This window comes from Paenibacillus sp. CAU 1782 (genome assembly GCF_054551715.1).
On record NZ_JBTOLL010000001.1, the window covers coordinates 1104915 to 1117402 of the forward strand.

Sequence of the window (12488 nt, forward strand, 5' to 3'; positions counted from 1 at the left end):
CAACCTAGAAACACCACCCATCCTATCAGAATTAGGATTAATAGAGGCAAGCCAACCAACATAGATAGGTAGTCCTCAGTATCCCCGCCGCGAATGATCTCCTTGATTTCCTCAAGAAGCTTCATCCGGCTCAACCTTTTCGTTCAGATAAGCCTTTTTAATGTGCTGGGCATAATAGCGGCCAATTGATTCCGAAGACATCAGTTCGGCGTGAACTTCCGCCGGAACATCCTGATAGGCATAGATCGTCGCCTTGCCTTTAAAGCGGATGAAAAGTGTCTCGGTAACTCCGGCATAACCGACAGCAGCAACATTGCTTGATTGGACTTCAACCATTTCAGGATTTTTCATCAGATGTAGTCCTCCGGTCTGAAAGTTTTGACGAAGTGAACGGCATCATCGAAATCCACTCGCCGGATGTGGGAGTATTTCGCAACCTCAAAATGCTCCTTCATCTTGCTCCAAATCATTCGGCGGTATTTCCCAACCAGCGCCTTAAACTCCAAATCTGACTCCTTGTAACGATCTTTTGTCAGTCTGGCAGAGGTTTTTCTTACTGCATCTTGAAGGTCATAGCATTCCCGATCCGTCAAGGTAACGCTATCCCGAACCTCCTGAACCATGATTTGGACTTCCTCGTATTTTTCAGCAACATCTTCTTTTATTTGCCTCATACCATCGAGCAGTGTTCTAAGCGCCAAACCCTGACTTTCAGTAAGTTGCAATTGCCTTTCGGCCATAGCTATCAAATCTGTACTCATTCTTTACCTACCACCTTTCTACTATTAATTGCTGGACGGAGTTGATCAACAAACGTCTGAAGCATATCCAAGCTTTCAGACAACCGTTTTTTTTCGCTGCTGCTTGCGGCTGATATGGCTCCGAGGTTATATGAAGTAATTCCAACGGTTTGAAGAAACTTTTTAACGTGGATGCTGAACTGAATCGTATTGACGTCTGCTTCATACTTTAGTTTTTTGAGCCTGGCTGCTTCCTGCTGCTCATCAAAATCATCCGCTTGCTGAAGCTCCAACGCCTGTAGCTTGTCCTGCGCCGATTTGAGCCCTTCACGTAGATTTCGTGAAATGAATTCAGCATTCTCAAGCTCTTGCTTATGCTTGGATTTCAATTCATCCTCTTTCCGCTTCAGTAGATGTAGCTTTTCCTGCTCCTTCTGAGTAAGCAAAAGGTCTGTTTCTTCTTGATGACGTTCTACAGCGGCTGAAACAGCTTCCTCCAATTGATCCGCAGGGATTGCGCCTTTGAAACGTTGTTGCAGTTCGTACAACTCAGATTCAGCTTGTTCTGCCCTCTCCTCCGCTTCGAGCCTTTCCCTTTCAAGTCGTTCCCTCGTCTCAACAAACGCCTTATGTGTCGATATTAAGCCGCTGTCGAGCTGCTGGATGATCTCCGGCGTAGCATTCTCCATAATGTATTTAGCCTTATCGTATTGCTTACCGCTACCGAATCCGGTCTGCTCCGCGACGATATCCCTGACCTGTCCGGACTGCTCAGGTAAATTTTCCTTACCAGCCATCCGTTCCTTAGCTTTCAGGCGCTCTACCTCCTCCAGCCTCCGGCCCCATTCAACGCGCTCCGAAAAGGTGAATTCCTTCCGATGCTCATTTTCCGATATTTCAAGTCGCAGTTGGTGTTCTGCATCAGTAGCATCAAGTACACGGACATCGATTTCTTTCAATCCAAGTGACATATGCGCCCGCAGCCGCCGTTCACCAGCGATAAGCCGGTAGTCAGATGTCACCGCAATTGCGTTAATCAAACCGTTCTGTTTGATATCAGCAGCCAGTTCTTCCACATCGCCAAAGTCCTTGCGGATGCGGTCACTTACTATGATTTTTTCTATTGATAAGAGCAATTTGATTCTCCTTTCTATATTTCCACTAATGCTCCATGATAGAATAGTCATGAAGACACCGACTGAATTAGGAGGATAAAAATGACAGATAATCAAAACAAAGAGTGTTACAAATGTGGATATAACGACCACATGATTAATGCAGACTACTGTCAAAATTGCGGTTTTGAAATTGATGGGAATCGTTGTCCAGATAGTCACTGCATCATGAATAATGGAGAATCAACACCTTTACCAGATACAGCTTGTTATTGTCCTTATTGCGGGAGTAAGTCAACATACTTTGAACAAGAATTTATTTCGCCTATAAATGTACGTCCACAAAACGCACAGTAATTAGGGGCGCCTTTGTAATTAGCTTCCTTCTTACACCTAAAGCACTTCAGCAATCGGGGAGTGCTTTTCTCATTTGACATCCTGTATACTCTCCTTTCTTTTATGAGGATTTTAAAATCTTTTCTGATTCAACCAATTCATTGCCGGACGCGACACGGGAAACTTCCTCAATTTTTGCTTCCTGTTCGTATTTCCGACGAATTGCAGTCGCCATGATATTTAGGAACTGTTGCTCATACTCTTCAAGTTTCCGCATGCAGATTAACTCCTGGGCCAAAAAAATCTATTAGCTCCGATTCCAGTCTCTCCAATTCGTCTTGAATCGTAAGCGGCGATACATTGAGTTCACTCATTCTTTGAAGGATCTGTTCTGATGAGTTCATAAAAATGCCTCCTTACATTCCAGCCACAAGAGCCTCGATGATGTCTTTAGGAACAACTTCTTTGTATTTCGCAACCGCTAGTTGCGTATAAGTGATGTCGGAAACTGGCGCTAGAACCTCTGTTAGTATTTTATTTACTTCATCTGAAGCAGGTGGCATATGGCCTGTACACAATTTACTTATATATGACCTCGAAATCTTCCCGCCTCTTTTCTCGCATTTATCAGCAATTTGTCCATATGTCCATCCACTAGAAATGATGGCATCACTAAGTATGTTGGAGTATCTCAAATCTTCCCCTCCCTTCGTTTAGTATTTACTGAAACATTACGTTAACTAAATACTAGAACATGTTTTTGTTTCAGTCAATAGTTAACAAAGAAAATGTGTTGACTTTTTACTGAAACATTTCTAAAATTAGTTTATAGGTTAATTCGGAAGTGCACTGTTAGGAGGATTTTTGTTGAAAAAGTATTCGGAATTGTTGAAAGAGTACATTAAAGATTCGGGGCTTACCTTACTTGAAATAGCAGAGGCATTAAAAGAACATAACTTCAATATTAGTAAGGGTTATATAAGTCAACTTCAAAACGGCAAGACAGAGCGTCCTGCAACTGATGAATTGACACGCGCTTTATGTAAGGTTCTAAACGCTGATGCAGAAAAACTATTGACCGCCTCACTTATCGAAAAAGCTCCAGCGGAAATAAAGGAAAAAATGGTTAGATTCTACGCGTTAAAAGAGTTGCAAAATCAATACAATGCTACTTTGAAGGTGAGTGAAGCAAATTCGACTTATATCCATCACGATTTACAAAAATTACCCATCCTTAATTCGATTACATCAATTGAAAATGAACAAACTGACGAATTTGTTTATGTAGACATGCCCAAAAAAACAACACGAAACTTATTTGCTCTTAGAGTTAAAGGGGACTCTATGATCGGTGATTTGATCAATGATGGAGACATCGTTATATGTGAGTCTGTAAAGGAGGTGCTTCCAGATGCGATTGCTGTAGTTTCAATTAAAAGCGACGCCGCTAGTCTTATGAGGATAAACAAGCAAAACGACTTGAGTATACTCATTCCGTCGAACCCTAAATATCAACCGGCTGTAATGCCTAGTAGTGAAACGAAGGTTTGGGGAAGGGTAATTGAAGTTAGGCGAAAACTTTAAATGGGGTGTGTATGAGTTATGGTGGTTGAGGCAAGGGCGTTATTTAAACTTGAAGAAGAAATAGAGGCTATCGGATATATACGACAAAGTGAAGAGAGATCGGATAAAAAAGATATTTCGGAGCAAACACAATTAAAACAAATCATTGGTTTTTGTGAGCTTAATAATTGGAAATTAGTAAAGGTTTTCAAAGACATAGATTACTCAGGTTTCAAATTCAGTTACACAAAACGCCCTGGGATGATGGACGCGCTTGATTATGCAAATAAAAATTCAAAAGTAAAGAAGTTTGTTATCTTCAATTTATCACGCTTAACTCGACGGAGAAATGATTTCTCTTTAATCTTTGAATCATTAAAAAAAATGGAGATCGACCTTTGTTCTGCTGCTGAATTCCTAGATTTTTCAACACCATCTGGACGCCTTGTTGCCAACATGTTTGTTGATTTCAATGAGTACCATAGTGACAATTTGAGCGATATTACATTAAGCACGAAAAAGACCAATGCAGAAAAAGGCCGGTGGAACGGTGGGCCTTCGCCATTTGGTCTTACTAAAATTAATGATGTTTTTGTTGCAGACGGCGAAAACTCTGTGTGGGTTAGAAAATCTTTTGAAATGGCGCTTCAGGGAAAAGGCCCCTACTTAATCGCTAAGCACTTAAACCAAAAAGAAATTCTTACGAAAACAGGGGTTGAATGGTCTGCTCGTCGAGTCAGATACATGCTGTCAAATCCAACCTATGCAGCAATGCAAGAGTGGGACGGTTCTTTTTACCCGCTATTGGGATTTGAAAAATTGGTTTCGTGGGATGATTTTCAGTACATTCAGAAAACACTATTCGGTGAAAATAAAGCGTGGAAAGGAAAACAAAGACAATTGCTATCAACTATACTTACTTGCCCAGTCTGCGGCGGAAAAATGCATTCGCGGATGACAACTAATAAAAAGCAGCGCAGATATGTTTGCAGTAGAAAGTATGCGGAAAAGGGCTGCTCAAGTCCCATATTTGATACCCCATCACTTGATGCTGCAATCATTAAATTGATTCATAATGTTAGCCAACAAAGATTTAGTCCTGGGCAACTTGGGATGTCGTTATCAGCGGCAAACGAAGACGTTCATTCCACAATGACTGATCTGCACAACGAATATGAAAAAATAGAAAAAGCAAAACAACGAGTTTTTGACGATTTCTATATTGATCAAAAATTGAGTGAGGAACAGTATGTAAAATCCATGAAACGTTACGATGAAATGTTAGCTGGTATTCAAAAAAAAATCGAGAAAATTCCATTACCTAAAAGTAATTCATACGGTGACTATGGCGACTTATTAAGTCAATTTGGTGATTTGATTCAAAATGATTTAGACGAAATAGAAAAGCGGCTTGTTGCTGAACTCCTGATTGAAAAAATTGTACCGAACAAAGATGTTTCAGTGTCTTTCAAGTGGGGAGAAACATTTTATGTTAGTTCAGTGGATTGTAAAAAAAGAGTTGGTACGGTTTATTATTTCTAAAAAAAGAAGCCACTCATAAGAGCGGCCATCGCCAATTCAGACGATACAGTTTTAGGATAGGAGTGGAGAGAAACCATACTGTACTTTTATTATATGTATACGCTTCCATTTTGTCAATAAGCGTTTTCATTTTTTTAAAAGAAAAAAGGATTCTCAAGAAAGCAAAGGCTTACTCGGAAGAATCCTTTGTCCAGCAGCGCTCCACCTCAGTCGAAGTCAAACACTGATTTTTTATTTTGTGCCCAAAAGCAGATTTATTGATGAACGTCGTACCCTCTTTCGCCTAATAAGGCAATCGCCAGGTCCAGCTGATCCTGATTGCGGAAAGAAAGCCGCAAAATGCCGGGGACGTCTTCCCTGCTTTCGATAATTTGCAAATTGCTAAGATTGATTCCGCTGTTGCCAAGCTCAGTAGCAATCCGGCCGATTATGCCGGGATGATCCGGCACATCCATGTAGCAATCGTAGACGGAATGAATCATGCCTTTGCGCCTTTCCGGCATCCGGCTGCGGAACTCGCCCGCTTCACGGAAGGCTTGCTCAACCGCTTTCCCATCCATCGCCTCCAGCTGATCGGCAAATTTCGCCATTTCCGCATTCCAGTCGCGAAGCAGACGCAGCAGCACATCGCGATTGTCCAGCAGGATATCGCGCCAGAGAGGCGGATCGCCGGAAGCGATGCGGGTAATATCGCGGAAACCGCCCGCGGCCAAATTTTCATAAACGCCGTTGCCATTGTTGTAGCCCTTGATTTGATTCACCAGCGCCACCGCAATGATATGCGGCAAATGGCTGATCGCGCCAACGACATTGTCATGGGAGTCCGAATCAAGCGTTACAATATTGGCTCGCGTATGCGTGAGCAGCTCCTTCAGCCGATCCAGCGCTTCGGAGGAAATCGACTCATCCGGAGTCAGCACATAAAAGGCGTTTTCCAGCAAATGATAGGATGCCGCCTCCACGCCGGAGCGCTCGGAGCCCGCCATGGGATGGCCCCCGATAAAGCAGGCTTCGCCCAAATCCAATGAACGTGCATAGGCCGCGACGGAGGCTTTAGTGCTTCCTACATCGGTAATGATGCAGCCTGGCTTTAACTTATAAGCGCTTATTTTGTCCAGATATTCCGCCAAATTGCCCACCGGTACGCAGAGGAAGATAAAATCGGCTCCGGTTACCGCTTCTTCAATGGAAGTAGTGCCTTCGTCAACGACCCCCCTTTGCAAATATTTCTCCACGGAGGAAGCACGGTGGGAATATCCTGTTACCGTGATCCCCGGTTTACCTTTCAGACACAGAGCGATGGAGCCGCCGATCAGGCCGACTCCAAATATAGATACTTTTATCATATGAATTTTTCTACACCGTCACTTCCTGAATGACTTGCTCCAGAGCCGCGATAAACTTTGCGTTTTCCTCCGGAGTGCCTACCGATACGCGAACATGGTTCGGGTATTTCGCCCAGCCCGAGCGCACTATAATGCCGCGTTTCAGCAAACCGGCAAAAATATCGCCCGAAGGACGTTTGGCGTCAAACATAATAAAGTTTCCGTGCGCAGGGAAATAAGACAAGCCGAGCCTGTCAAAATGGCCCCTCATGTAGGCCAGACCTTCCAGGTTCTGTTGCCGGCTGCCTGCAACAAACTCGTCATCGCGAAGCGAAGCTTCGGCAGCAGCCTGTGACGGCCGCGTCGTATTAAACGGCTCTCTCACTTGATTGATCGAGCGAATAACGTCAGAATGACCGACGCCGTAGCCGATGCGGAGCGCCGCCAAGCCGTAAATTTTGGAGAAAGTCCGTAATACAACCAGATTAGGATATTGATTCAGAAGTCCCACTCCATCGCTATAGGACGGGTCATCGACAAATTCACCGTAAGCCTCGTCCAGCACCACCATTACATGACCCGGCACCGCTGCCAGGAAAGCAACAAGCTCGTCGTTGCTAACGATAGTTCCTGTCGGGTTATTGGGATTGCAGATCCATATAATTTTGGTCCGGTCGGTAATGCGGGCAAGCATCTCCTGCAGATCATGTTTTCCGTCAATCAGCGGCACATCGATGATAACGGCATTTTCGACCTCCGCGTTATGTCGGTATTGCGAGAATGTTTCGTCTGCCATAATCGTTTCATCGCCCGGAGCCAGAAACGCCCTGGCCAGCATCAAAATAATTTCGCTGGAGCCCGCTCCAAAAATAATTTGGTTTGAAGCGACGCCAAGCCGTTCCGCCAAAGCAGCGGTTAGGGAAACACTGGCTCCGTCGGGATATATGTTGGATCTGGACAACTCCTGAATCGCGGCTTCTCTTGCGAGTGCGGAGGAACCTAGCGGATTTTCATTGGATGCCAGCTTGATAACTTCGGTTAATCCCAGCTCGCGCTTCACATCTTCAATCGGCTTGCCTGGCTGGTAGACAGGCAAATGGACAATATTGCTTTTAGGCTGCATGCGCCGTTCACCTCTTCAACTTATTAGTCGGCAATCAACTATTCCCCATTGTCTCATATCTCTTTCACGATTTAAAGTAGAAAAACAAGCAAAAATAGGAGTTTTGTCGGAACTCATCACTGGAAAGAGCCAAACCAAAAATGGGCTGCAAAGCCGACGTGGAATGCCGTGCCTGCAGCCCTGTATGCAGTTATGTCATGAAATAAGCAACAATAATGAAAAGCCTGCTAACTTATCCCTTTAGCTGTGAGACAAATTGGCCGATTTTTTGCAAGCCTTCCGCTTTGGTAGCCGGCTGTTGCAGCAGCGGCAGAGATTCCTCGATCACACGGACGATCGCGCTGCCAACGACAACGCCGTCGCAGAGCGACTGGAATCGTTCTACCTGCTCCCGGTTGGAAATGCCAAACCCGATGCTGATAGGCAAATCGGTCGCTTCCCGGACCGTCTCCAAAAACTGGTCGATACCGCTGTGAAACTCTGCGCGGACTCCCGTTACGCCAAGCGAGGATACACAGTAAACAAATCCTTTTGCCCGCTTTGCAATGGCGGTTACGCGGTCGCGCGAAGTTGGCGCAACAAGCGGAATGAGATGAATGCCGCTGTTCTCCGCCATCGTCCGAACCTCGCTGTCCTCCTCCAGAGGCAAATCAGGAATAATCAGTCCGCTGATTCCTTTTTCCTTCACCAGCTCAAAAAACGATTCCAGCCCAAATTGCAGCACCGGGTTGTAATACGTAAACAGGATTAACGGAATGGTTACGCCTTCCGCTCTTGCCCGTTCTGCCATCAGAATGCAGTCGCGGAGCGTAACGGAACCCCGAAGCGCCCGCTCGGAAGCGCGTTGAATAACAGGGCCATCCGCAAGAGGGTCGGAATAAGGGACGCCTAGCTCGATCAGATCCGCCCCGGATTGCTGCAACTGCTTCAGGATATCAAGCGACAGGTCAAGATCGGGGTCGCCTACCGACACAAACGGTATCAGCGCAGTTTTGCCTTCCTCGCGAAGCCTGGCAAACGTTTGATCAATGAGATTCATGTTCCGCGCCTCCCAAATAACCCATAATAGCTTCTACATCCTTGTCGCCGCGACCAGACAGGTTTACAACAACAACCTTGTCTTTATCCAGCGTAGGAGCCAGCTTAAGTGTCTGCGCAATAGCATGCGCAGACTCAAGCGCCGGAATAATGCCTTCCGTGCGGGACAGCAGCTGCAGCGCCTCCAGCGCCTCTGCGTCCGTAATCGGCACATATTCGGCACGCCCGGAATCTTTCAAATAGGCATGTTCGGGTCCAATGCCGGGATAGTCCAATCCTGCGGAAATGGAATGCGCGGGCAGCACCTGGCCATGATTGTCCTGAAGAACGTAGCTCAGCGAGCCTTGGAATACGCCATGGCGCCCCTTGGCCATCGTTGCCGCATGCTCATTGGTGTCTACGCCGCGTCCGGCAGCTTCGACGCCAAGCAAACGTACATTTTCGTCGTCTACAAAAGGATAAAAAATGCCCATGGCATTGCTGCCGCCGCCAACCGCCGCCACGACATAGTCCGGCAAACGGCCCTCCGCTTCCAAAATCTGAGACCGTGCTTCATCACCGATTATTCGCTGGAAGTCGCGCACCATCATAGGATAAGGATGCGGCCCGGTGACAGAGCCCAGAATGTAATACGTATCCGTGACGTGGCTAACCCAATAACGCAACGTTTCGTTGCAGGCATCCTTCAGCGTCCGGGTGCCGGAGGTTACGGGCACGACTTCGGAGCCCAGCAGATTCATGCGGAACACATTCAGCTGCTGGCGCTTCATATCCTCCTCGCCCATAAATACTTTGCATTCCAGGCCCAATAAAGCCGCAATCGTTGCGGAGGCAACGCCGTGTTGTCCCGCTCCCGTTTCGGCGATGATTTTTGTTTTGCCCATCCGTTTGGCCAACACGCCTTGCCCGATCGTGTTGTTGATTTTGTGCGCGCCCGTATGATTCAAATCTTCGCGTTTGAGATATACTTTGGCTCCGCCAAGATGCTCCGTTAACCGCCGCGCATAATAGAGTGAGGTTGGACGGCCGGAATAGCGGTACAGAAGTTCTTTAACTTCGGCCTGAAATGATTCGTCCTTGGCATAATGCGCATAAGCCTCCTCCAGCTCCAGGAGTGCGTTCATCAAAGTCTCAGGCACATATCTGCCGCCAAACTTGCCAAACCGACCGCTGCTGTCCGGTACTTGTGTCATGACTGTATCACCTTTCTCACAAATGCTCTTATTTTATCGATATCCTTGGCGCCGTCAGTCTCCACTCCGCTGGAGACATCGATCCCATCCGGGTTGTATTTCCTCAGCAATTCCTCCACAGTTTCCTCGCGGAGGCCGCCCGCCACATAAAGCGGAACGCCTGCTTGCTTCGCTGCTTCCTTGTATTCCTCAATAACCATCCAATTAAATGGTTGTCCCGTTCCGCCTCCCGGCGCATCGATCAAGCAAGCGTCGATTGCTCCTTGATAGGGCAGCAGTTTTTTTTCCGCATTACCCTGCACCGCACCATCCCCAGCCGCGGTTTCCTTAATGGAAATGACTCTCCATACAGAGATATCTGGATGCCGTGTTTTGAGTTCCCTGCAATATTGGGGCGTTTCATCGCCATGCAGCTGTACAACATCCAGCGGCGCGATGTCCAGAATGCCGTCCAGCTCTGAAAGAGAGGCGTTGACAAATACGCCTACCGTTCGCGGCGCAGCTCCTCCGGCTCCGCTGATTCCATATACGCTCTGGATCAACAAAGCTGCTTCTTCAGCGCTTACCCTTCTTTTGCTCGGGGCGAACACAAAGCCGATCTCATGAATGGGCAAACCGTCCATCTGGGCAATGGTGGCCGCATCCTTCAAACCGCAAATTTTGATTCGGGTTCCCCGGCTTGTCATCTCTTTACCGGTCCCATCAAGCTTTCAACGGCTTCGCCGACATTAGGCTGGCGCATAAAATGCTCGCCGATCAGCACCCCTTGCGCACCAATGGACTGCAGATACGCCATATCCTCGTTTCCTGCAATGCCGCTTTCGCTAATAACCAGCACATTGTCAGGAATTGCGCCAATCAGCTTTTCCGTTGTTTTCAAATCCGTCACGAAGGATTTCAAATCGCGGTTGTTAATGCCGACCAGCGTTGCTTTGTCCATACACAAGACGGCATCAAGCTCTTCCTCGTTATGAACCTCCACCAATACATCCAAGCCAAGCGACTTGGCCAAATCGTGAAATTCCTTTAACTTATCAGAGGACAAAATGGCGGCAATCAGCAATATCGCATCCGCGCCAATCAGCCTGGCTTCATAAATTTGCCTATAATCGATCGTAAAATCTTTGCGCAGCAGCGGAAGAGCGACCGCCTCCCGCACCTGGGTCAAATAGTCATTGGCCCCTTGAAAATAATCTTTGTCCGTCAAAACGGAAATGCAGTCCGCACCGGCGGCTTCGTAGGACGCTGCCAGCGTGACGGGGTGAAAGTCCTCCCGAATGAGCCCTTTGGAGGGGGAGGCTTTCTTTACCTCGGCGATTAGTCCCATCTCGCGATTGCGGCGGCCGGCAGAAAGCGCGTTTTCAAAACCCCGGCAGGGCTGAAGATCCGCAATGCGCCGCTCGCAATCCGCAAGCCAGAACGATGAGGCAAGCTCCTCTACCTCCGCTTTTTTAGTGGCAACGATTTTATCCAGAAACATGGGCCAACTCCCCTGTCATTTGAATTAACTGCTCTAGCTTGGCGGAAGCTTTGCCCGTATCGATCACCTGGCCTGCAAGCTTTACTCCTTCGGCGATTGACGACGCCAAACCGCCGATATAAATGCAGGCGCCGGCATTAGCGAGCACGATATCGCGGTAAGCCCCGGTTTCCTCGCCAAGGAATACGCGGCGAATGAGAGCGGCGTTAACGGCTGCTTCTCCGCCTTTTACATCGTCTATGGAATACCGGGTAAGCCCAAGCTCCTCCGGCGTTATATCGAAAGTCTTTACTTCGCCGTTTTTCAGCTCGGAAACTTGCGTCGGCGCTGAAATGCTGATCTCATCCAGACCATCGTGGCTGCTCACAACAAGCGCCTGGCGCAAGCCAAGCTCGCCCAGCACCTCGGCGATGGTTTCCGTGCGGGAGCGGTCGTACAGCCCCAGCAATTGGCGGTCGGCTCCCGCCGGATTGGTGAGCGGGCCCAGCATATTAAAGATGGTGCGCACTCCAAGCTCCCTGCGAGGTCCCGCTGCATGCTTCAGCGACGGATGATACAGTTGGGCAAACATAAAGCAGATGCCGATTTGCCGGAGGCATGCCGCCGCGGCTTCCGGCGACAAATCCAGCTTGACGCCTAGCGCCTCCAGAACATCCGCGCTGCCGGATTTTCCCGACATGGCCCGATTGCCGTGTTTAGCCACTTTGATGCCCGCTGCCGCCGCAATAATGGACGAAGCCGTTGAAATATTGAACTTATGGATGCCTGAACCGCCGGTTCCGCATGTGTCCAGCAGCTCCTCATATTCCGTTACGACGTGGCTGGAATGCTGACGCATCGCCGCGGCAAATCCCGTTATTTCATCTTTCGTTTCGCCCTTCATCCGCAGCGCGGTGGCAACGCCGGCAATTTGCGCCGCAGTCGCTTCGCCGCTCATGATGCAGCTCATCACCGTCGTTGCTTCATCCCTGCCCAGGCTGCGCCCTTCCATCAAAGCTCCAAGCGCTTTTTGCATTGTAAGTGGAGAACTCAT

The 12488-nt window shown here is 47.8% G+C and carries 16 protein-coding genes; 3 read left to right on the top strand and 13 right to left on the bottom strand.

Features of this window, described 5'->3' with window-relative positions; all coding sequences use genetic code 11:
- Positions 1–111: 111 nt before the first annotated feature.
- Genes ACX93W_RS05465 through ACX93W_RS05475 form a run of 3 tightly spaced genes read right to left on the bottom strand, consistent with a single transcriptional unit; the run spans position 112 to position 1876 of the window.
- Positions 112–351, bottom strand: a complete 240-nt coding sequence (locus ACX93W_RS05465) for a KTSC domain-containing protein (protein WP_459391294.1) — start codon at positions 349–351, stop codon at positions 112–114.
- Complete coding sequence (locus ACX93W_RS05470; protein WP_459391295.1) at positions 351–761, bottom strand: ORF6C domain-containing protein; 411 nt, start codon at positions 759–761, stop codon at positions 351–353. Before ACX93W_RS05470 ends, ACX93W_RS05465 begins: the two co-directional genes overlap by 1 nt.
- Positions 758–1876: a ParB N-terminal domain-containing protein gene (locus tag ACX93W_RS05475; RefSeq protein ID WP_459391296.1), complete on the bottom strand. Its 1119-nt coding sequence runs from the start codon at positions 1874–1876 to the stop codon at positions 758–760. The genes ACX93W_RS05470 and ACX93W_RS05475 overlap by 4 nt, the downstream gene beginning before the upstream one ends.
- An 81-nt stretch (positions 1877–1957) precedes the next feature.
- Here ACX93W_RS05475 and ACX93W_RS05480 point away from each other — a divergent pair, with 81 nt between their 5' ends.
- Positions 1958–2212 carry a hypothetical protein gene (locus ACX93W_RS05480; protein ID WP_459391297.1) on the top strand — a complete coding sequence of 85 codons (255 nt, stop codon included), beginning with the start codon at positions 1958–1960 and terminating at the stop codon, positions 2210–2212.
- Positions 2213–2312: 100 nt separating this feature from the next.
- Here ACX93W_RS05480 and ACX93W_RS05485 read toward each other — a convergent pair whose 3' ends face one another.
- Genes ACX93W_RS05485 through ACX93W_RS05495 form a run of 3 tightly spaced genes read right to left on the bottom strand, consistent with a single transcriptional unit; the run spans position 2313 to position 2886 of the window.
- Complete coding sequence (locus ACX93W_RS05485; protein WP_459391298.1) at positions 2313–2468, bottom strand: hypothetical protein; 156 nt, start codon at positions 2466–2468, stop codon at positions 2313–2315.
- Positions 2455–2595: a hypothetical protein gene (locus ACX93W_RS05490; RefSeq protein WP_459391299.1), complete on the bottom strand. Its 141-nt coding sequence runs from the start codon at positions 2593–2595 to the stop codon at positions 2455–2457. Before ACX93W_RS05490 ends, ACX93W_RS05485 begins: the two co-directional genes overlap by 14 nt.
- A gap of 12 nt (positions 2596–2607) precedes the next feature.
- Positions 2608–2886, bottom strand: a complete 279-nt coding sequence (locus tag ACX93W_RS05495; RefSeq protein WP_459391300.1) for a hypothetical protein — start codon at positions 2884–2886, stop codon at positions 2608–2610.
- A 172-nt stretch (positions 2887–3058) separates the two neighbouring features.
- Between ACX93W_RS05495 and ACX93W_RS05500 the strand changes: the two genes are divergently transcribed.
- Both ACX93W_RS05500 and ACX93W_RS05505 read left to right on the top strand, forming a co-directional pair.
- Positions 3059–3775 (top strand): helix-turn-helix domain-containing protein, encoded by a 717-nt coding sequence (locus tag ACX93W_RS05500; protein ID WP_459391301.1) that lies wholly within the window; start codon positions 3059–3061, stop codon positions 3773–3775.
- An 18-nt stretch (positions 3776–3793) separates the two neighbouring features.
- Positions 3794–5296 (top strand): recombinase family protein, encoded by a 1503-nt coding sequence (locus tag ACX93W_RS05505; RefSeq protein WP_459391302.1) that lies wholly within the window; start codon positions 3794–3796, stop codon positions 5294–5296.
- A gap of 254 nt (positions 5297–5550) precedes the next feature.
- On the opposite strand, the gene ACX93W_RS05510 is transcribed toward ACX93W_RS05505, so the two are convergent.
- The 7 genes from ACX93W_RS05510 to trpD all read right to left on the bottom strand — a co-directional run bounded on the left by ACX93W_RS05510 (position 5551) and on the right by trpD (position 12488).
- Complete coding sequence (locus tag ACX93W_RS05510) at positions 5551–6642, bottom strand: prephenate dehydrogenase (protein ID WP_459391303.1); 1092 nt, start codon at positions 6640–6642, stop codon at positions 5551–5553.
- Positions 6643–6652: 10 nt separating this feature from the next.
- Complete coding sequence (gene hisC / locus ACX93W_RS05515) at positions 6653–7744, bottom strand: histidinol-phosphate transaminase (RefSeq protein ID WP_459391304.1); 1092 nt, start codon at positions 7742–7744, stop codon at positions 6653–6655.
- 232 nt (positions 7745–7976) lie between these two features.
- Positions 7977–8783 carry a tryptophan synthase subunit alpha gene (gene trpA, locus ACX93W_RS05520; RefSeq protein WP_459391305.1) on the bottom strand — a complete coding sequence of 269 codons (807 nt, stop codon included), beginning with the start codon at positions 8781–8783 and terminating at the stop codon, positions 7977–7979.
- Entirely contained in the window at positions 8770–9975 is a 1206-nt protein-coding gene (gene trpB / locus ACX93W_RS05525) for a tryptophan synthase subunit beta (protein ID WP_459391306.1), read from the bottom strand. Before trpB ends, trpA begins: the two co-directional genes overlap by 14 nt.
- Positions 9972–10661: a phosphoribosylanthranilate isomerase gene (locus tag ACX93W_RS05530; protein WP_459391307.1), complete on the bottom strand. Its 690-nt coding sequence runs from the start codon at positions 10659–10661 to the stop codon at positions 9972–9974. Before ACX93W_RS05530 ends, trpB begins: the two co-directional genes overlap by 4 nt.
- Positions 10658–11455: an indole-3-glycerol phosphate synthase TrpC gene (gene trpC / locus ACX93W_RS05535; protein WP_459391308.1), complete on the bottom strand. Its 798-nt coding sequence runs from the start codon at positions 11453–11455 to the stop codon at positions 10658–10660. The genes ACX93W_RS05530 and trpC overlap by 4 nt, the downstream gene beginning before the upstream one ends.
- Positions 11442–12488: an anthranilate phosphoribosyltransferase gene (trpD, locus tag ACX93W_RS05540; RefSeq protein ID WP_459391309.1), complete on the bottom strand. Its 1047-nt coding sequence runs from the start codon at positions 12486–12488 to the stop codon at positions 11442–11444. Before trpD ends, trpC begins: the two co-directional genes overlap by 14 nt.